Source organism: Ferriphaselus amnicola, assembly GCF_000974685.2.
In the GTDB taxonomy this organism is placed as follows: Bacteria; Pseudomonadota; Gammaproteobacteria; order Burkholderiales; family Gallionellaceae; genus Ferriphaselus; species Ferriphaselus amnicola.
In genome coordinates this window covers 2,192,608-2,213,187 of sequence record NZ_AP018738.1, presented here as the reverse complement: position 1 = coordinate 2,213,187, position 20,580 = coordinate 2,192,608, and the positions used below count along the sequence as shown (strand labels likewise).

18 protein-coding genes and 2 tRNA genes are annotated in these 20,580 nt (G+C 50.9%); 5 read left to right on the top strand and 15 right to left on the bottom strand.

The annotated features are described in order from the left end of the window. Positions 1-2: 2 nt before the first annotated feature. The 3 genes from OYT1_RS11045 to rpmE all read right to left on the bottom strand — a co-directional run bounded on the left by OYT1_RS11045 (position 3) and on the right by rpmE (position 3,364). Positions 3-1,646 (bottom strand): ArnT family glycosyltransferase, encoded by a 1,644-nt coding sequence (locus OYT1_RS11045; protein ID WP_062626771.1) that lies wholly within the window; start codon positions 1,644-1,646, stop codon positions 3-5. Beyond that, positions 1,646-3,076 carry a M48 family metalloprotease gene (locus OYT1_RS11040; protein WP_062626772.1) on the bottom strand — a complete coding sequence of 477 codons (1,431 nt, stop codon included), beginning with the start codon at positions 3,074-3,076 and terminating at the stop codon, positions 1,646-1,648. Before OYT1_RS11040 ends, OYT1_RS11045 begins: the two co-directional genes overlap by 1 nt. Positions 3,077-3,142: 66 nt before the next feature. Continuing rightward, positions 3,143-3,364: a 50S ribosomal protein L31 gene (gene rpmE, locus OYT1_RS11035; RefSeq protein ID WP_062626773.1), complete on the bottom strand. Its 222-nt coding sequence runs from the start codon at positions 3,362-3,364 to the stop codon at positions 3,143-3,145. A gap of 307 nt (positions 3,365-3,671) precedes the next feature. Between rpmE and OYT1_RS11030 the strand changes: the two genes are divergently transcribed. Continuing rightward, on the top strand, positions 3,672-5,432 hold the full coding sequence (locus tag OYT1_RS11030; RefSeq protein ID WP_062626774.1) for a discoidin/SUN/FTP domain-containing protein: 1,761 nt from the start codon (positions 3,672-3,674) through the stop codon (positions 5,430-5,432). A 159-nt stretch (positions 5,433-5,591) separates the two neighbouring features. Here the strand turns inward: OYT1_RS11030 and OYT1_RS13695 are convergent. After that, positions 5,592-5,750: transfer RNA gene (locus OYT1_RS13695), tRNA-Val, on the bottom strand. Between OYT1_RS13695 and OYT1_RS11020 the strand changes: the two genes are divergently transcribed. The 3 genes from OYT1_RS11020 to OYT1_RS11000 all read left to right on the top strand — a co-directional run bounded on the left by OYT1_RS11020 (position 5,728) and on the right by OYT1_RS11000 (position 9,723). Continuing rightward, a complete protein-coding gene (locus OYT1_RS11020; RefSeq protein WP_062626775.1) occupies positions 5,728-6,825 on the top strand; it encodes a site-specific integrase in 1,098 nt (365 codons plus the stop codon). The two genes, OYT1_RS13695 and OYT1_RS11020, sit on opposite strands and share 23 nt — an antisense overlap. Positions 6,826-7,364: 539 nt before the next feature. Beyond that, positions 7,365-8,261, top strand: coding sequence for a hypothetical protein (locus OYT1_RS11010; protein WP_062626776.1), 897 nt, complete (start codon positions 7,365-7,367; stop codon positions 8,259-8,261). 1,228 nt (positions 8,262-9,489) lie between these two features. Then, positions 9,490-9,723 carry a hypothetical protein gene (locus tag OYT1_RS11000; protein ID WP_232013176.1) on the top strand — a complete coding sequence of 78 codons (234 nt, stop codon included), beginning with the start codon at positions 9,490-9,492 and terminating at the stop codon, positions 9,721-9,723. Between the two features lie 56 nt (positions 9,724-9,779). Here the strand turns inward: OYT1_RS11000 and OYT1_RS10995 are convergent, their stop codons facing one another. From OYT1_RS10995 to OYT1_RS10945, 11 genes are all read right to left on the bottom strand, one after another. Further along, complete coding sequence (locus OYT1_RS10995) at positions 9,780-10,247, bottom strand: hypothetical protein (protein ID WP_062626777.1); 468 nt, start codon at positions 10,245-10,247, stop codon at positions 9,780-9,782. A gap of 39 nt (positions 10,248-10,286) precedes the next feature. Continuing rightward, entirely contained in the window at positions 10,287-10,724 is a 438-nt protein-coding gene (locus OYT1_RS10990) for a cytochrome c (protein WP_062626778.1), read from the bottom strand. A 34-nt stretch (positions 10,725-10,758) separates the two neighbouring features. Further along, positions 10,759-11,373, bottom strand: a complete 615-nt coding sequence (locus OYT1_RS10985) for a TetR/AcrR family transcriptional regulator (RefSeq protein WP_062626779.1) — start codon at positions 11,371-11,373, stop codon at positions 10,759-10,761. A gap of 18 nt (positions 11,374-11,391) precedes the next feature. Beyond that, positions 11,392-12,099 carry an ABC transporter ATP-binding protein gene (locus OYT1_RS10980; RefSeq protein ID WP_062626780.1) on the bottom strand — a complete coding sequence of 236 codons (708 nt, stop codon included), beginning with the start codon at positions 12,097-12,099 and terminating at the stop codon, positions 11,392-11,394. Between the two features lie 4 nt (positions 12,100-12,103). Next, positions 12,104-13,297 (bottom strand): ABC transporter permease, encoded by a 1,194-nt coding sequence (locus OYT1_RS10975; RefSeq protein ID WP_062626781.1) that lies wholly within the window; start codon positions 13,295-13,297, stop codon positions 12,104-12,106. 2 nt (positions 13,298-13,299) lie between these two features. Next, complete coding sequence (locus OYT1_RS10970; RefSeq protein WP_269460706.1) at positions 13,300-14,427, bottom strand: efflux RND transporter periplasmic adaptor subunit; 1,128 nt, start codon at positions 14,425-14,427, stop codon at positions 13,300-13,302. Between the two features lie 684 nt (positions 14,428-15,111). Next, a tRNA-Val gene (locus tag OYT1_RS10965) sits at positions 15,112-15,186 on the bottom strand. A 616-nt stretch (positions 15,187-15,802) separates the two neighbouring features. Next, positions 15,803-16,579 carry an IS21-like element helper ATPase IstB gene (gene istB / locus OYT1_RS10960; RefSeq protein ID WP_062627778.1) on the bottom strand — a complete coding sequence of 259 codons (777 nt, stop codon included), beginning with the start codon at positions 16,577-16,579 and terminating at the stop codon, positions 15,803-15,805. Further along, the gene (gene istA / locus OYT1_RS10955; RefSeq protein WP_062627779.1) at positions 16,569-18,092 is read right to left on the bottom strand and encodes an IS21 family transposase; all 1,524 of its coding nucleotides are present in this window, start codon (positions 18,090-18,092) and stop codon (positions 16,569-16,571) included. The genes istB and istA overlap by 11 nt, the downstream gene beginning before the upstream one ends. Positions 18,093-18,159: 67 nt before the next feature. Beyond that, positions 18,160-18,408: a response regulator gene (locus OYT1_RS10950; protein ID WP_119283540.1), complete on the bottom strand. Its 249-nt coding sequence runs from the start codon at positions 18,406-18,408 to the stop codon at positions 18,160-18,162. Positions 18,409-18,418: 10 nt separating this feature from the next. Beyond that, entirely contained in the window at positions 18,419-19,975 is a 1,557-nt protein-coding gene (locus tag OYT1_RS10945; RefSeq protein WP_119283538.1) for a CHASE3 domain-containing protein, read from the bottom strand. A 198-nt stretch (positions 19,976-20,173) separates the two neighbouring features. On the opposite strand from OYT1_RS10945, the gene OYT1_RS13595 reads away from it, so the two are divergent. Then, positions 20,174-20,395: a hypothetical protein gene (locus tag OYT1_RS13595; protein WP_145983706.1), complete on the top strand. Its 222-nt coding sequence runs from the start codon at positions 20,174-20,176 to the stop codon at positions 20,393-20,395. Positions 20,396-20,580 lie beyond the last annotated feature (185 nt).

The following is a 20,580-nucleotide window of genomic DNA, read 5'->3' as shown; positions in this document are numbered from 1 at the left end:
GTTTAGCGTTTCGCCACCTTGCGATATAGCCAGAGATGGCGGTTCAGGTCGGCATTGCGTCCACCATCCCAGATCAATTCCCATTTATCCTTCGGGCCGCTGGGGATGACCGCTGAGCCTTGTGCTAACCATAGATCACAATCATCGGTAATGTTGTAGCGCGGGGTGATGTCGCCGAAGTATTGCAGCATGGCGCGATGTACATCATCCAAGTTCGCCCCTGCGATGCAATGGTACTGTGCTGGCAGATGCGCCTTTAGATCCATCACTGCGCTGCGATAGCTCTTGCCCGTATCCAGCCAAGGCAGCCAGAGCGTCATCGCTAGTATCCACAGCAGTGTGACGCCCGCTGCCCAGTTGACCACGGCGCGACGAATGGAGCGGCCTACGCGCCAGATGAAGGCGATCCACAATACGGTCGAGGCGGCGGCGATCCAGAACGAGGCCTCTTGCACGCTGGGCTGGTAGCCGGGGTGGTATTCCTTGAGCCAGAAGGTGATCTTGGAGTGGTTGTCTAGGAGCAGGCCAGCCCAGCCCCACCACAGCAGGATGGCGATGAAGCCGAAGGTCATGATGCCGAACCAGTCCAGCGCATTGGCCGCACCTCGGCGCAAGGTGGCCAGCGATGCTGTGGCCAGTAAGGTCAGCGGAACCAGTATGGGCAGAGCGAACACTTCTTTGATGTTGGGTACGATGCTTAGGGTGAGCAACATCACCACGAACGCGACCAGTGGTAACTGGAATTCCGGCTCGACCAAGACCTTGCGGCGCGCTTCCCACACTGCCCATGTTGCCAGCGGCAGGGCGGGCCAAGCGAACCAAGGCAAGATCCGCACGTAGTAGAAGGCGTCGCGGTAGTCGCCACTGCCAGCATACTCAAACCAGCGTCCGATGTTGAGCGTCCACGCCCATTCGATAAACAGTTGGGGCGAGCGCAGGTAGAGTAACAGCGGCCAGATCGTCAGCCAAGGGAGTGCGAACAATAGCGCCCACATTAGTGTGCGTCGGTAATGCTGATTGCGCCATACTTGGAATAGCAACAGTCCCAAGCTGATGAATACGAATAGGATGGGAGCGATGAAGCCCTTGGCCATGAAGCCGATGCCGACACCGGTGCCGATCCAGAGGGGGGCTTTGCTGCTGTGGCGCAAGATCAGCGTATAGCCGTAAAGCATCATGGCGCAGCCGCTCACCAGCGCTAGGTCGGTGATGAGTTGGTGCGATCGCACCAGCATTCCCAAACAGCCGATGAGAATGATCACCGCTGCCCAGCCGCGTCCCTTGCCAAACAATTCGCGCCCAGCCAAGCCGGTGAAAAGTAGGGTCACACCCGTGTAGAACGCACTGGCGAAACGTGCCCCGTCATGTAAGGGCAACCAAGGCGCAAGCATCTCGGCGAACAGCGCAGCCGTCCAATAGAACAGCGGCGGCTTGTCCATCGCAGGCATGCCTGCCAACGAAGGTACCAGCCAGTCGCCCAGATGCAGCATGGAGTAGATGAGGCCAAAGCCGTAGGCCTCGTACGGTTCCCAAGGGTCATGTCCGACCAAGCCGGTGAACATCCAAACTGCGCACAGGGCTAACATCAATACCACCTTGGCGGTGGTGATGGGGTGTTCGCGTTGGTGTTCGGGGTAGCTGAACATCAGTCGATGATCTTGATCGACTGTCCAGGCGTCGGTTCGCCTTTAGGGTATTGCGCGTTGATCAGGCGCAGATAGCTTTCAGCGTTCTTTCCGAGTGGAGATCGTCGCGCCAGTTCGGCATACGTGTCGCCGGTCTTTACCGTGATGATTTTGACTTGGAGTGGACGTAGTTTCTTACGCTCGGCCTCACTCATGCCATGCAAGCTGCGCATGGAATTTAGTACGGCATTACGTTGCGCATCCATAACCTCAGGTGATTTGGCGACAGTTTGCACGATGTAGGTTTTGCTTCCTAAATAGGTCACGCCGGTGATGGTGCTTGGTGTGTAGGCGATCGCAGCCGACAATCCATTGAATTCTTCCGGCTCGACGCGGCTGCCACCACCGGTCAAGCGTCGTGCATATTCTGTCGGAGTGCCCGTAGGTTTTACGTCCATTTTCAATTGCATCGAAACCAATTTATCTGGACTGCGGGCCGAGATGCTGGCGGGAGAGTTAGTGACCTTCCACTCGCTTGGGAAGCTTATGGAGAATCCCAGCTCGCCATGACTGAAGACATTGTTGCGAACTACGCCTTGGTCACTGCTGTCGTTGAAGGTGAGGCCGTCGATTTGGCGCAGAAAGACATCGCGTCCTTCATAAGGATTGGCCACTTCAAGACTTTTTGATTCGCCTACGACTTGTTGTAATCGTGTGTCTGCATCTGGGTGCGTGGCAAATACGCCATGATAGCGGCGCGGTTCACGGCCTTCTTGCTTGGCGATATCGGTGTCGAAAAGCTCTTGATTCTTCAATACGCCGACCACATTGATCATGGCGTGAGGATCGTAACCGGAGCGTGCTAGATAGTCGGCGCCGAGGCGGTCGGCCTCCAACTCATGCTCGCGACCATAGCCGGAAAGCAAGGCTCCGCCAAGCATGTTGGTCAGGTTGTAGCCGGCATTGGTGCCTAATTCGGGGACGAAGATGGAGGCGAGGGTCACGCCGATCTGAGCAGCTTGCGATGCACTTTGTTGGCGCACGCCATGACGCGCCGTGACGTGACCGGTCTCATGTCCCAGCACTGCCGCCAACTCAGCTTCGGAATTGAGATAAGCCAGAATCCCGCGTGTGACATAGATATAGCCACCTGGCAGTGCGAACGCATTGATCTCAGGTGAATCGACCACGGTGTAGTGATATTTAAGCAGCGGACGATGGCTTCGGGTGGCAACCTTTTGCCCTACGCTTTCGACATAGTCTTGCAGGGCCCGCGAGGGGTAAACTCGATACTGCTGTTTGACTAGGATGTCTTGGCGCAAGCCTATACTGACCTCTTGCGCTTCGGACATCATCACAAAATCTTGCCTGCCGGTGACTGGATTTCTTGCACAACTGGAAAGTGCCAGCAATATCGGCACGACCAACAAGGATTTCGTGAGTGTGTTCATAGTCAGGCTCCAAAACAAAAAGGCAGCAAACGCTGCCTTTTGATTGATACCAGATGCAAAGTTCCCTTAAGCAGCAGCTTTCGCACCAGCCTTGCCGTACTTCTGGTTGAACTTCTCGATACGACCAGCGGTATCCATGATCTTTTGGGTGCCAGTGTAGAACGGGTGGCACTCGGAGCACACTTCAACGTGCAGTGGCTTGCCCATGGTGGACTTGGTGGTAAAGGAATTGCCGCAGCTGCAATTGACGGCGATTTCGTTGTACTGTGGATGAGTGTCAGCTTTCATGGTCTTTTCCTAAAAAATTCGGGTGCGGCGTATGTACGCACTACAGGGGCGCGGATTATCCATAAAATTTCGATTGCACGCAAGCCCTTAATCTAGGTCTGGTCACAGGTTTGGATTCTTACCAAAAAGCTACTTGCACGATGTAAATGGTTATCTCAGTATGGGAACATCTGAATGTTCGGCTAACTTGCGCGGTTGGAAGCGCAACGAGGGTCACTAAAATACTCACTGGGTGCGGAATATTGGGTGGGCTTTGTTTTGAAAAGTCCGACTTGGTCATGATGCGAACGGTCTTGGGAGAGGGGCAATGCGCTTTGGGGTTGGTTGGATAGCGAAAATGGTGGCGGTGGGCGCTTTTTTAATGGCTCACTGCGCACAAGCATCAACATACTTCTATCCGGATATCAATCCGGTGGTCACTACAGGAGCCAATCTGTCGTGGTTGAAGGAGGGCCGAGGCAATGATGGATATGTGTCGGTGGTGTCCGAGGTGATTCCGGCGAGTGCTTGCGTTCCGTTGTCTAACAAAGGTTTCTGGGGCGGAGAAAAGACGCAGTTAGTTCTTTCTGTTACGACCACTGGATTTTTGCGTGATAAGCCTGAGGATGAAATACCCATTGCTACATTTGATGGTCGCGATGACGGTTCTGAATGCGCGACGCTGAGCACTACTCCCATCAATGTTGTCCCACTTACCTTACTAGGAAAATATTCGTCAGTGAACGCGGGGAAGCTCGCCATTACGCTGAATGTGAAGAGTGCGAGAAACTCAAGCCAAGATTACATCGGATCAGCGAAGCTCGTACTCGGGGCGGCGGCGATGGTGATGACGGGCGGTGCTGCATCAGCGATTGGCGGAATTGCCGCCACGGTGGGTAACCCAGTACTTTCCGAGGCGCAGTCTCGGACAAATACTATCCTAGGAAGTATGGCAAATGCCAAATCTACGCTACCACTCTCTTGGAAGAAGCTCAGAGGTGGCTTAAGTGTCGTGGAGTTTCCTGTGTATCGATCCGATGGGGCGGTGAAATCGACTATCCCAAGGGATGTGAATCCGAGTGCTCAGGCCAAGCAGGAGAGCCAAACGACGTTGTTCACTGTGCGCCTAACCTTTAACTATGTAAGCTCTCTGTTCGATCCGGCCTCTGGGGGAGCGACTGAGCTGTCTGGGTCGAGCGGACTTTCGATGATCAATGTACTCAACTCCCGTGCAATGCATAGCTCGGTCAATTTCATGCAGTATTTGAATGACGCCTCTCCGAGCTTACTGCAATCGATTGCTATGGCTGAGGGGCAAGCCTTATCCAAGGCGTGCGGGATCGGAATCTACAAGCTAAAAAAGCTCAATTTGAGCGATTTAGATACAACGATAGTTATGAAATCATTTGTTGATGAGGCTAAAGGTGGGATGGATTGGTATCGCGACCCGCAGTTGGTCAAAGATTGTTTCGGTCATGAAATGGCGATACAGGCACATTTAGAGGAGCTTTATGGTCCATCCACCCCGGAATTTGTGATTGGGGACGTTCAAGATGGCGTGGGTAGTGCTTATAAGTTATGGAGGGAGGCGATAGGTCCAACCTTGGCGGAGTTCAGGCGTACTTTAGCAGCGAAGCAAGATCAGCAAGGAGCGCTGATTGATTTCAACTTGAAGCAAGATATCGAATTGGGATTTGCGCATGATGTGCAACCTTGGTCGCAAGGAGACGGCGCGGCACCGGCTTATGCGGGCATCAAGATGTTGGCGGAAAGGCGGATTCGCACGATCGGATGTTTTATCTATAAGGAGGCTGCAAACCTCTCGGTAGAAAATCCAAGCGCATATTTTCTTATGGAGAGCGAGGATGGCAACCACTGGGTTGGGTACGCAAAAATTCCGTCTAAAGGGGCTGGGCGTAAACTTGTTTCGGTTTTGATTTCAGGTATGACGCCAGACTGGGCGAGATACTTCTCATCCTTTCACTACCCGGGTGGGGAGTGTAGATCGCTCCTAGAGCGCTATCAATCAAGCCCTTCGCTGACGCTACTTGACGGACGAAATGGCGCAGGGGAGGGGCGACTGCCGTAGGGCGTTACAACTCTGTCGCGCCCTAGTTTTGCGAGATGCTTGCTTGCTGAGCGACGCTCAACTTGTTCGAGTGCGCGTAACAACGCGCTAGTTCACAATTCGGATATTGGTAATGTGGCTGTGCTAATGGGCGGGATGGATGTAACTGGCTGAATTGATTGGTGGGCGATACTGGGTTCGAACCAGTGACCCCTGCCGTGTGAAGGCAGCGTTAGTTGTACGCTATCTAATTGAAATTCCTTTACAAAAATTAGTCGGGTGGTATTTTCATACCAATTATTCCCAATTTGCCACCATGACTAAACAAACCAAGTACCCGAAAGCAATACAGAAAAACATTCGCCAAGTCGGACCTTCAAGCTTCGAGGTCAGAATCTCCAAGAATGGTTTATCGCTCGATAAGACGTTCGATTCACTCTCAGAAGCAAAAATATATCGTGATGGCATTCATCACCGATGCGCCCTCGACCCTGTTGAGTCTGACATCATCTCAGCCCGACTGAAAAGGAAAGTAAATCGTGACTTCACTGTTGCAATGGGGCTAGAGCGCTACCGCACAGAGAAAACGCTTAGTAAAAAGGGAGAAAGCTCCGAAGCCCATCGGCTCAATAAACTTCTCCGCACCTCGCAGGCATCTCTACCTCTTTTTTCGGTCAAGCCTGATGACATCATTGAAATGGTGCGGGAGCTGAAAACCATGCGCCCAGCCGCAAAGGGCGTTAAGTTCAAGCCAATATCAGAGGCAACACTAAAAAGATATTGGAATCTGATCCATCATTTTTTCGAGGTGGCTCGCCTTGAATGGAAAATCATCGACTCGAATCCCCTCGAACTGGTCCCCAAGGGTCAGCGGCCCAAGGACGGGAAACCACGTACACGACGCTTGATCGGAAACGAGTATGAGTTGATGCTGGCCCAACTTTCCGGCGAGGCACGCTCAATCTTCATCCTTGCTGTCGAGACATCAATGCGTAGATCAGAGTTAATGGGGGCCGAATGGCGCAACATCAATCTCAAGACAGGTCCGCTGGTACTGGAGGATTCGAAAAACGGAGAGTCAAGGATAGTTCCTTTGTCCAGCCAAGCTTTGAAGGAATTGCGTGCACTGCATAAATTGCAAAGCGTGGGCAAACATGGGCAACCACGCATCCCCCAAGGTAAGGTGTTCTCAATTACCCTTGGGCAACTACGCTCCAAGTGGGAGCGTGCGAGAAAAGAAATCAATGCAGCCGACTTGCACTTTCACGACATTCGGCACGAATCCATCAGTCGAGCCTTCGAGAAAGGATTAAATGTCATCGAAGCCGCAGTTCTTTCAGGCCATAAAACCATATCCATGCTGAAGCGATATGCAAATTTGCATCACGAGGACATCAGACGAAAACTGGGTTAATAAATTGCTTGCTAGAAAATGTGGGCTTTATATCATTACAAAGTGTGTCACTTAAGGCGAAGTACGGTTGGGAGCATGCCCAACTGAGGCACTTGATGATCCGGGAGCATTGGCAGGCTCCCGGGGGGCGGTATGCATGATCGCAGATTTATTTCTGCTGATGGATGAAAAGGCCAGCGAATGAGCCGCTCCCGTTAATTTCTTGCCAGCACTACTGCGTCTTCACCAAAATCCTTTTGTCGCAGCTTCGTTTTGGAGATACTGATGAATTATCTATCAGCTGCGGAGCTTATATTTGCCCAAATTGGTGTTGTCACTCGACTGTCGGTCGAGGACGTCGCCATAATTCTGCGGAGACCAACACAATCAATCCGGAACTCAATCTCGCTTGGACGATTTCCAATACCATCGTACACAGAAGGAGCGAGACGCTGGTTTGATGTTCGGCGAGTCGCTGAGTATCTTGATCGTCGGTACTGCCCGCCACCGCAAAAGAAACGTGGGCGTCCAAGCCACCCAAGCATGAACAGGAGGGGCATATGAGTTCCTCTTTACGCACTGCGGCCGCAACCAAAGCTGCCAAGGAGCTCATCGAGATGGGCATAGATAGGCGAAGCATGGGCCTGAAGTATCTGTTACTCATCCTTGGTTGGGCTGCAATCAATGGTCAAATAACGGAACCGGAGTCCCGCCTTCTGCTTGGACGAGCTGGTAAGTTGAAACACTATGCCTCACAAGGCTACTTGATTCAGCATGACTTGCCTCCAGGATTGAAGGCGGCGCCCCATTTTCCGCATTTGCACTATTTCCACCTTTCAGATAAAGGAATGATGTTGCTCCTCCAGCATCATCCGCATTTGTGTGGATTTGGAAATATGGATCTTCGCCAGAGGCTATATTTGCATGACTTTATTGGTCGTATTGAGGCAATGTGGAGATTCAGGTCCTGCCGCATTGCTGGCTATATTCCGGAGTGCAGGCTTCCTGAGTTGTCCTCCGCAAATCAAAAGCAACATGATGGTCATTTCATTATGCACAATGGTGATCGGATAGGTTTGGAAGTTGAGGCGGCAGACTGGAAGTCTGAAAGCAAGCTAGCCAGATTTGTTGCGCAATGCTTAAACTCGATTGCCAACAATCGAGTCCAGAGGGTACTCATACTGACCCAAACTGAAAGTGCCAAGCGTCATTACGCAGAGCCATTTCAAGCAGGTAAGTTCTACTATCCATTCTGGATTAAGGAAAATGGCAGGTGGTATCCTAAGCAATCGTCAAAGACGATCATTTCTCATGAGCTGTCATCAAAAGTTTCCATTGAGTTGATCCAGTCCGAAAGCGAGATTGCAGATTTGATAGAGCCACATCCTCCTACATGGCTACCCTCGACAGAGGAGTATTTTGAAGAGGGGTATTTTGAAGAGGAGGATATAGAATAAGGCAGGGCAGAGGGGATGAAGATCCAGAACGGGTGCGCAAGCACCCGTTCTGTTTTCGAGGTTATTATCGTCAACCATATCGTAATCGGTAACACGATATTGGTTCACGATATCAGATCACGAAATCGATAACGATATCGCAATCTCAAATTCAACTGCATTTTTCACCTTCAAACCGGGCGGAACACCAGCAATGACGGCCTGAACGGCCTATTGCTGGTTCGTCGCTAGGGCGACGTCCTTGGTTTTTGGAAGAGGGCGCGCTCGCTTTGCTCGGCTACCCGCCTTTTTGCCTTCTCCAGCGCGCCAAGCGCACTTCGAGGCCGGTCTGCCCCTCCATGTGTCGCTGCCGCACCACATGGAGCCTCTGGCTGCCCTCAAAAACGCGGGTAGCCGAGCAAGTCGGCGCGCCGGGGTGCAGGCACCCCCCACTAGGTCACCGTGCCTGGGGGCACTGGAATCGCTGGGGCGATTCCTGACCAAGTGGCTCCCCCCATGCCGGAGTCTGGATTCGGCAAGCGCATCCAGACTCCGGGGCACGGGCTGCACGCCCGGCCCCACCGCAAGCGGTGGCCCCCACCATGCGGCACATATCCAATTGCCACAGGACTGAGCAGATGGTTTCCGCATTTGATTTCTCCCTTTCCCTGCCCTGCCCACGCAGGCCAAAACCAAATAGAACAATGGTAGTAATTTCAAGCAGGTAAAGTAATGTCTGAAAATCGGCCTGAGCCGCCGCCAGAGCTCCTCCCGGCATACGGCAGCTATGCGATCTATACCAGCTATTGGTTTGGAATATCGCAGAATGTGAACTGAATTGATCTTGAACGACATAATTGAGCATGTTTGTATCGCTCTTTTGTGATGAAAATCACAGACACGCTGAGAAGTCGGCCTTATCGTGCAGATGCTGTTGAGTAATTAATAGTAGTGGTTGTGGAAAGTGACAAGTTCAATAGCCTTGATCGTGTCCTTTGCGTATGCTTCATTTAGTCTCGATAGATTTCAAATGCGTTGGTAATTGTTGTTTGTTTTTCAATCAACCTAATTAGGAGTATCAATGATGAGCAAAACCACCTCTCTCGCTGCACTAGCGGCCTTTATTACCTTTGGGAATTTCTCAGCTTGGGCTGCGGACCAGAATCAGACTCAAATCCAAGGTCAGACTCAAACTCAAAACCGAGATCAGTCGCAAAATCAAGTTCGTCAATCAAGCGGGGGACAGATCATGTCCCCGCAAGAGCGAGATGAGCAGCGCAGCAAGATGCAAAATGCAAACTCCCGTGAGGAGCAAGAGCGCATTCGTGCGGAACACCATGAAGAAATGAAGGGGCGCGCCCAAGATAAGGGGCTTTCCATTCCTGATACCCCCCCCTCTCGTCGCCAAGGTATTATGGGTGGCGGTATGGGCGGTATGGGCGGTATGGGCGGTGGTGCCGGTGGAGGTCGCGGGGGACGCTAGATTGCCGAGGGCAGTTACTCAAAGGGTCTGCAGGACAGGCCCTTTTTAAATTTTGCCTACTTAGACTCCTCAGTGAATCGATACATTTCGTGGCAGGCGATGCAGTTATTCATAGCAACACTCAATTTTGTGATCACTTGATTGCTATCTTTCGACTTGGCAGCCTCGGCGGCAATGTCGTCAAACTTTCCACGCGTATCAAAGCCGAGCGCCTTCATCTCGACGGGAAGCTTCCTAAACAATGAACCCGGTGTATCTGCTTCGGCTTGCATGCCGGATGCTTTGGCAGACTTGATGACCGCATCAAAATCTTTCTCGGATGCTGCCGCCAATATTCCCTGTGAGCTTTGCAGCCACACACGCATCTCCAGTAGCAGTGCATTGCGCTCATCTTTACTCAACACGACCGCCTGGCGGCCATCGTCCGATGGCTTTACATTACCGACTGTAAATTTATACCCCAATGCCGCGACAATGACGGTCAACACTGCGACCAGAGTCCAACTTAATTTGCAGTTCTTCATATGATTTTCTCCATGAGTAATGGTTGATTTTCCGCTGATTTATTTGCTGGCTGTGCCGTAGAAATGTTCGACAAATTTCCCACGGAAAGCCTGATGGCAGCTTAGGCATGAAGATTGCACTTTCTGAAAGGCTGCGATGACTTTCTTTCCATCCTTTTCTTGCGCCGCATGAAGTAGATCATGTGCGGCTTCATGTGTTTCGCCATCAAGCGCTTTGAATTTGGGCATGTCAGTTCCCATGAACGACATAATGCGCATTTTTTCCGTCAGCGGCGGTTGTGGATGTTCTGCAATCATTGGAGCCGTTTTAACAACCAACTCCCAATCTTCACGCGAAATCCCATCGGTAATGACCTGCATATTTCTGCCCAGTTCCTTCATCACTTTTTGCAGTTCCAGTGGTTCGGCTGCCTGCACATGTGATGCAGATAACGCTAGGGCAATAAGGGCGGTAGCTACGATCAACTGCTTTTTCATGTTAAGTCCTTTCAAGGGTGGAAAATGTAACGAATCAACTGCGAGCTTTGATACCATGTAAAAATATAGGAAATGTTTTTCTAGCCTCGTCAAACAGACTACGCTTGTCGTTAAAGATAGTGACCTGCATGACCAAGCCTTGAATCATGCCGATATACAGTACTGCCGCATGCTGGCTATCCAACTCATCCGACACTAGACCTTGCTCCTTGGCCACCTCAAGTAACGTGGCGATCTTGGTTTCGTATCCTGAAATGATGGTCTGGATGAGTGCGCGCAATTTGCTATTCTTTTTGTGCAGCATTTCCGAGAACAATAATCTTGGAATCGCTGGATGCTTGTTGATAAACAGGATGTGTGCGAAGAACATACGCTCAATCGCATTGAGCGGGTCGGTTGCCTCGGCTGCGGCCTTCTCCAATACAGACATCAAGCGGTCACGTATCCAGTTCATGACGCCGAACCAGATGTCGTCTTTGGTAGAAAAGTGCTTGAAGATTGCGCCCTGCGTAACATTCATGGCATCTGCCATGTCTTGGGTCGTTACGCTGTCTACGCCTTTCTTGGCGGCAAGTTCAACAGCTACACGAATAATCTCGCTCTGTCTTTCTTCCGTGGGCAAGCGACGTCTGGTAATTTCCTGTGTCATGGTTTCTCTTGACCTCCTTTAAGCCGAGCGGCCCTCGCCTGCCTCTTCATAGGTGCGTCCATCGCGAATGTGATAGATACGCTTGAACGTTGGAATGATTTTTTCGTCATGCGTCACCACGATAATGGCTGTTTGGTATTGCGCTGCCATTTGGTTCAGAATGCGCACCACGTTAAGAGCGCGCTCGCTATCCAACGGCGCGGTGGGTTCATCCGCCAGGATCACCGGTGGACGATTCGCCAGTGCGCGTGCAATCGCCACGCGCTGCTGCTCGCCGCCAGAAAGCTGGGAGACTTGCGCCTTGGCGCGATGACCAACATCCAAAGCAGCCAGCAACTCTCTGGCCCGTTCACGCGCTCTAGAGTCAGGAACGCCAGCCAGCATGGGGAGCAAGGCGATATTGTCAGTAACGTCCAGGAATGGAATCAGATAAGGAGCCTGAAACACAAAACCTATCCGATCCCTGCGCAAAACGCGCAAGTCGTCGATCTTCCAAGTCTGATCAAATACGGTATCGCCACCAAGCTGCATCTTTCCGGCTGTCGGTTCAATGACCGCCCCCAGACATTTCAATAGCGTGCTTTTTCCCGATCCGCTTGGCCCTACCAGGCCGACGACCTCGCCGGGCCAGATCGTCATATCCACGCCCTTCAGAGCATTGACGGCAGTATCGCCCTTGCCATAGCGCTTGCTGAGACTCTCAATATGAATTGCGGGTTGGTTCATGCTGCTAACCTCCAATCGCCGTTGCAGGATCAACCCGCAAGGCTGCACGAATCGCAAAGATGCTGGCAATTGAGCAGATCAGCATGACAAGCACGAAGCCTCGCAGAGCATCCCCCGGAATGAGCAGCACGTACTTAGGGAACAGCGGTGCCCATAGCGTGGCCGAAGTTTTGCCAACGACGAAGCCGATCAATCCCAGTCCCAGTGCCTGCTGCAACACCATGCCGCTGATTGTCCGGTCACTGGCGCCAACCAACTTGAGCACAGCGATCTCGCGGATCTTGTTCATAGTCATGGTGTAGATGATGAAGGCAACGATGGCGGCACTGACGATAGCCAGAATTACCAGGAACATGAAAATCTGTTTGGATGAAGTAGCGATCAGCCGGGCGACCAGAATTTCTTCCATTTGATCCTTGGTATAGGCCTGCAAATGTTTCCAGCGCTGGATGTCGCTGGCTACGTGTTCTGCCCCGAAACCCGGCCTGATCCGTACAAGTACCGCATTAACCATGTGACTGGAAATCTGTGCGGCGAGGACGACGTTCAGTGCGCCAGTCGAGCCTGGACGGTTGAGCGCAGGATTCGCTGCCGTTCGCGCACGCTCATTGAGCAGTGCATCATTGTCTTTAAGAAATTGTACTTCCTGCGCATCTTTCAGCGGGACGAATACCATTGGGTCACCGCTGGAAGAAACCATGCGTCGTGTCAGTCCGACCACTGTGAATTGATGACGACGAATCTGGACGCGATCTCCCAAATTCAGCCCAGTTTTGATGTCGGCCAGCGCTTCGTAGTGAGACTGTGCAATTGGTCGACCGGCCACCAGATACTCTGGATTACCAGGTCGATCCGGCTCGATACCAACGAGCATGATGCGCACGTCCTTACCCTGATGCTGTATCTGCATCGTCAGATAGGCGACGTTGCCTGCTTCCATTACACCGGGCTGCCCGAGCAGATCACGCACAACATCGTCATGAATGCTGGATGGCTCAGCATACGGCCCCAGAGTGTCTTGCTGTACCACCCACAAGTCTGCGCCCGCATTGGCGATCAGCACGTTGGCATCATCCACCATGCCTCGATAAACGCCTGCCATTGTCAAGGTAACTCCAATCAGCAAGCCCAGCCCGACACCGGTAAAAACGAACTTACCCCAGCCATGCAGAATATCTCGGCTCGCCAGATTGATCACGTTCAGTTCCTCACAATTTCGGGAACGACCCTGACCTTCAAACCGTCGTGCAGTGCCTGTTGGCTATAGACAATCACCTCATCTTGAGCACCAAGGCCGTCGATGACTTGAGTGCGCCCATCCAGCGAAGAAACACCCGTCTTAATAAAGCGCAACTGGGCATGCCCCTCTTGCAACACCCAAACCGCCTCCTGCTGGTTGATGCGCTTAACCGCCGCGCTGGGAATGGAGATCGCCCGCTCAAGCAAAGGGAGCTGGAAAGTAATTTCCGCGTACTCCCCCAAACTCGGATGGATTTCCTGGGTTGAGAATGCCACATTGACGATACGCTCTTCCGTAACGGAATCACTGATCAAGTCGATACGCGCCAGCGCCCCAGGAATATGGAGTTGCGGCTGGGAGCGCAACACAATATCCGCCTTAAATCCCGGCTGTAGCATGCCAGACTGCTTCTGATCCACGCGGGTTTTAACCCACAAGTCGCTCGGCTCAACCACTTGCAGTGCCGTTTGGCCGGGTGAAAGAATGGCTCCATTATCCACCATACGGGCTGTGACGATACCGCTCACCGGACTGATCAACCGAGTTTGCTCTTGCAGCTTCTTCGCCCCCTTAGAGTCGGAAAGGGTTTTGGCATACTCGCGTTTGGCGGCAGACAAGTTCGCTGCTGCAGCATCCACAGCGGCGATCGCGGCAGTTCTTTCGTGCAGTTTGGCGTCCAGCATTTCTTGGCTGATAAAGCCGCGCGTATGCAATTCCGAAAATCGTGCATGAGTCGAGGTCGTGGTTCTGCTGCGGCTCTGAGCCTCAAGCAACTGAGCCTCGGCAACCTTGACGGTATTGGCAGCCCGCTCTGCCATGTGCTGACTGCTGGCAAGTTTTTCATTAAGGTCGATGGGGTCGATCTCAGCGATGACTTGTCCTGCCAACACTTTGTCGCCCTGATCAACCAACACTCGACTCACTCGGCCATTCATGATTGGCGCGATGTTGTAAGTATGCCTAGCTTCGATGATGCCCACTCCGAAAACCTCTGGAGCAAGATTGGCAACTTTAATTTTGTCAGTCGTTACCTTAACGGGAGCCAGTGGCCCTTGAGTCAGAATGACCCACAGGAATATGGAAAACAACGCAGCGGCTATCGCCAGTAGTGAAATTTTCCGTCTTGAGAGATTTAGCGACTTAAGCCCAGAAAGGACTTTATGCCTACAGCGCAAAATCGCCCAACGTAGTGAAGGTCGACCAATTATTCGCACACATAAACCCCGCAAGTAAGTATTAGATTACTATTCTATTTCTTCGAATATTTAATTGTAAACATATTATTTCAATAAGTTACTTATGTAACTTTCATCACATACTTGAGGGATGGAGAAGCACTACACTTCCAAAGATATGCATCCTGAAAAGGTAATGCCTGCAAATCAGCGCACAGGGATTGAGTTTCTGTCTAATCAGTTGTAAGACTTGCATACACATAGCCCAAGAAAAAACTCGGTCCGCTGTGCAAATCACACCGGCCTTTCAACAGCGTCGTCTCTAATGACCGGAAAGGCCGACGATTGGACATCGGCCTGTGGAATTTCAGGAGCGACAGGTGGCATTGCGCCGAGTTTGCCTGATTAAGATTTTCTGGTGATTCCTGCAACTGCCAGCAGAAATAGAAAAAACAATTTCGGGCAGCTTGATGTGATGAAGATATTTATGAAGTGCAGAGTAAGTCAGCATCCCAAATTTTCCCAAATTAAATCCGGAAAATTGGTTATACGGGGGGATGGTGAGTGATGTAGAATTACATAACCATCTGATTTGATTGGTGGGCGATACTGGGTTCGAACCAGTGACCCCTGCCGTGTGAAGGCAGTGCTCTACCGCTGAGCTAACCGCCCAATCATTTGTTTATTAACGATTTATCGTATTATTTTGGTTAATCGGAAAAAATAATAGAAAAATAATAGAAAAAAATCCCAAAAAGCCAGACCTTCTCAATGTAATTCGTTAATCAAGTCTCACATTCTAGCAGGGCAAAATAAAAAAACAATTAGTAGACAAGAGAAATCTACAGCGCGCATTCAGATTAGAAGAAATTTCTTGTTTGGAAGACATAAGTGCCCGCCTCATATCCAGCCGATCTCAGGGGATCCCGAAAGGCAGGTTACCGAACTCGCCCTTGAGCGTCTTCCGAGTCACTCACTGGGGGGCGACTGGGGCGGCGGGATAACAGGGGTATTCTGGTGGGGCCATCGGGGGCAAGGTGGGGTATTAGACTAACACTACCATCTTTATGGGTAAATCACACATTCAGGTCTGATGTGCCGTATCCAAGTCGGCCTCAACCTTGACCTCTTGCATTATCCAAGCCTTAGCCTCGTCCAGAGTAGCGCACAGCTTCCTTCGCATTTTGCTGCTTTTTATGGCACTAAGCACCTTGTGTTGAATTGCGTGTAAAACTGACCCACCAATTGCATTGAACTTTGACCCACCCTTGAATTATCTCTGAACGTTTCAAGTTGTGGATAGTTTTCTGTTTTTGCCCTCCTTTCCCGATTGAGTTGAACTGTTTCTGAAGCGGTAACTGTCGTTGCCGGACTCCACGATGTGGCAGTGGTGCGTCAACCTGTCGAGCAACGCCGTTGTCATCTTTGCATCCCCGAACACACAGCCCCATTCAGCGAAGCTTAAGTTGGTCGTGATCACAAGACTCGTGCGCTCATAGAGTTTGCCAATGAAGTGGAACAGTAATGCACCTCCCGCTTGGCTGAACGGCAGATAGCCCAACTCATCCAGAATCACCAGATCGGCATACATCATCCGGTTAGCAATCTGCCCCTGTTTGCCCGCAGCCTTCTCCAACTCCAACGCATTCACCAACTCAATGGTCGAGAAGAACCTGACTCGACGATGCTGATGTTGCACCGCCTGCACACCGAGTGCCGTCGCCAGATGCGTCTTGCCCGTGCCAGGGCCTCCGACCAGCACCACATTGTGTGCCTGATCCAAGAACTCGCATCGATGCAACTGCCGGATGAGTGCCTCGTTCACCACGCTCTGGCTGAAGTCGAAACTCGCCAAGTCACGGTAGACTGGGAAACGGGATGCCTTCATCTGGTAGGCGATAGAGCGTACCTCGCGTTCCGCCATCTCGGCCTTGAGCAAGGTACTCAACATCACTTGTGCACTCTGATAGGCAGGTGAACCTTGGCTAGCCAGTTCATCCACCGCCTGCGCCATGCCGTATAACTTGATGCTCTTGAGCGTGGTGATCATGGCTTCATGCTGCATGGCGCACCTCCCTCAATTGGTCATAGCGGCTAACGTTAGACTGCGGCTCGACCACGAGCGTCAGATGGGCCGGCGTATCAACAGGGGCTGGTGGTGCAGGCTCAATCAGTCGCGTCAGCAGATTGAGCACATGCTGCTTGGATGGCACACCGCTCTCTAGGGCCAACTCGACTGCTGTGAGCACGGCAGCTTCATCGTGCTGTAAGACGAGGGCTAAGATTTCTACCATCTCCCGATCTCCACCCAGTCGCTTGAGCAAGATGTTCTGCAAATGCTTGAAGCCTTCGGGTAGTTCAGCGAACGGTGCACCGTTGCGCAATGCACCTGGCTTGCGTTGAAGCACGCTCAGGTAATGACGCCAGTCGTAGATCGTCTGACCATGAGCATGCTTATTCGAAATCATCCGCACATGCTCGGCAATGATTTGAGATTCAGCTACGAACAACAGCTTGTCGGCATACACCCTCAGGCTGATGGGGCGGTTGGCATAGGAGGCCGGAACACTGTAGCGGTTACGCTCGAACATGACCAAGCAAGTCGGCGACACGCGTTTGACGTGTTCAACAAATCCATCAAATGGGCAGGACAGCGCCATCAGGCAAGGATGTTCGTCCGCATAGACATCTGCGATACGACGTTCCGATTGTAGGGGATGAGGGAGTTCTTTCCAGAGCGACAGGCAGCGTTGATGTAGCCAGTCATTGAGTTCATGCAGACTCCCAAACGCGGGGAGTTTGTTCCAGATGCGATGCCTTGCATCTTGTACGTTTTTCTCAATCTGTCCTTTCTCCCAACCGGAAGCTGGATTGCAGAATTCAGCATCGAACAGGTAGTGGCTCACCATGGCAGAGAAGCGGATATTGACGTCGCGTTGTTTGCCGCGTCGGACCTTGTCTACTGCGGTGCGCATGTTGTCGTAGATGCCACGCGCAGGCACGCCGTCGAAGACAGCGAAGGCATGGTTGTGTGCGTCGAACAGCATCTCGTGTGTCTGCAACGGATAGGCACGCAGATAGAAGGCTCGACTGTGACTGAGTTTGAAGTGAGCAATCTGAAGTTTGGTGCGTTCTCCCGCGATGACGGCCCAGTCTTCGCTCCAATCGAACTGGAAGGCTTCACCAGGTGCAAAGATGAGCGGAATGAAGGTGCCGCGTCCCGCCGTCTGCGCCTGTTCTTGTTGTTGCTGTCGCCATCGTTTAGCGAAGGCAACCACTCGGTCGTAGGAGCCTGTGAAGCCTAGCTGCACCAAGTCGCTGTGCAGTTGCTTGAGACTACGCTTCTGTTTGCGTCCTTTGCCAGCTTCGGTCTTTAGCCATGCAGTTAGCTTGACGGCATAGTCGTCGAGCTTGCTGGGGGTCTTACGCTTGGGGTACTTGGGCTCAACGACTTTGTTGGTCAAATACTTCCTGATGGTGTTGCGGGAGAGTCCGGTCCTTCGAACGATCTCTCTGATGGGCATGTTGTCGCGCAAATGCCAGCGCCTGATGCTGCTTAATATCGCCACGTTGATCACTCCTGTTTGTTCCCGCTCAAATATTGAGCAGGACAGTATCTATACGTGGGTCAAATTTGGATGCAATTTACTGCGCTAGGTGGGTCAGTTTTGGGTGCAATTCAACATCCAGCAATCTACGCATGGTCTCAACACCATCGATTTCAGGCATTTTTAAGTCTAGGAAAATCAGATCTGGTCTACTCTCTTTAGCCATCTGAATTCCTGAAAACCCATCTTCTGCTACTCGGACTTCGCAACCAATTTCCTCTAACACCAACTGAAAGGACCCCCTGACTGCCGCATCATCATCAATAACCAAAATCTTTGTTCTCATGCCTCCCCCTCTAACTATTTGATACAGCCTTGAATGTCATTTTCATGCAACAGCCATCGCTGGTGCCTTGATCTAATTCTAGAGTCCCACCAACTTGCTCAACTAACTCTCTTGAGACAGATAAACCCAACCCAGTTCCCTTCCCAACAGGTTTAGTAGTGAAAAATGGCTCGAAAATTCGAGCCCTATACTCTTCTGGAACCCCCCCCCCGTTATCGCAGACTCTCAGAACGACATGCATATTTGAAGTTGATGCGACGATACGTATTTGCGGCTTACTTTGCTTATCTACCGCATCCCTAGCGTTTAATAATAGATTCACAAGAACCTGCTGCAAAGAACTAGCTGCGCAACGAATCATCGGCAAATTCGCGTCAATCTTTACCTCCAACTCCACATTTCCTCTAGAGAGTTCGCCTTGAAGTAAAGAGCTCACTTGTTTGATTGCATCTTGAACATTGCATGTCACTTGCTTTGTATTATCCGTGCGAATAAACACAAGCATGTTTTGTACGATTTTTTTAATTCGCTCAATTTCTTGCAGGGCACTTTTCAGCACCTCAATCGATTTTGGATCTATTGCCTTGTCCTTGGCATACTCGACGTAGTTCATAACTCCCATTAACGGATTGTTAATTTCATGCGCCACCCCCCCTACCATCGTACCAATCGATGTCAACTTCTCTATTTGAATCATCCTTTCGCGAGACTCGAGTGCTTGCTGTTGCTGCTCTCGTATCAATGCTTCATCTTCAATTAGCTTATTTGTCATAAGCTCTAGTTCTGAATTCTTTTCTTGCAGAACTGCGCGAGCATTCAACTCAATTGAAATACGACGCCTTGAGTCCCTTAGGATAACTAATGTAGCAAAGGCAGCAGAAGCAAGCGCCAGAATGCTTAAGCCGAATATCAAAACCATTAGCCATTTGATGTTTCTTGATACTACTCCCTTACGTTCGGCTAGAAGCTGCTCTTCGATGCGGATGTATTCATATATTTCAATTCGAATTTCATCCATGATGCGCTTTCCCTCACCCAACCGCGTGGCTAGGAAAGGAGTTTCCAACTGTTGCCTTCGTCGCAAATCGATATTAGCAGTGTTAACTCTTAACTTCTCATTTATAAGAAATGACAGTCTATTGACCCTCTCGAGTTGAGCTGGATTATGTTTAGGGATTTGACGGAGTTCATTGATCCTTACATCAAAGGAGTCTTTCACTTTTAAGTATGGCTCAAGAAAGGATTCATCCCCTGTCAATATGAATCCACGTTGAGCTGTCTCTGCGTCAACTAAGTTGGCTTGCAGTTGCGATGCGGCCAGAATCAGGGATTCGGTTCTGCTCCTCAGATCATCAGCAGCAGTAGTCTGTTGCAGAACTGAAATCAAAAGAACAAGCACAGTAATGACTGCAACGAGCATTAAACCAAACCAAATAGTGAGTCTACTAATTAGTGCCATATACGTCCGAGTATGAATTGATATTGCCGCACTCTTATCCCACGATCTTCTTGCGCCTGTTGCAAGCGCAGTTGTCCAGAATTTATTGAGGACTTTGGCGAACGCCATTCAGTGCCAATTTATCAGCAATTCCTACACAGTTCCATAGGCAGATCAACCTTCTCAAGAATCTGACGAGCTGGGGTTGTGGTCTGTGGTTTCTTGACTTTCGGTAGCTACGGTGAAACAGGCAGGGGGCGGCGTAGGCGCTCCTAGACTGGAAAAGAGAAAATATTCGAACATAGGCAATCCCCCTATCGAGATACCTTGCGAGTTCAAGAACAGCAACTTTACATTGCCAAAAGAGCTTTACAGGAAAAAATGGCCTTGAGAAATTTCGTTCTAAATTTCCCCTTTCGACTTCTTGAAAAGCTTTGCGACTTGCTCAATCGTGGGAGCGACACCGCGGGGAAACTATTTCACGCAGCAATGGGAGAAGCTCGTTTTGGCTCATATCCCGATAGAAAAAAAATAGAAAATTTTGTCTGATTTTTCTATTAATTATCGTGAATATTCGTGAAGTGCCGTGAAGTTTCGTGAGGATATGTTGTTGCTTTTACAGGATTATTTGCGTAAGTGCTTGATTTTCACTATCTGGATCAAGGCTGTGTGAAGGCAGTGCTCTACCGCTGAGCTAACCGCCCAATCAAGGGCGCGGATTAAATCACAACCGC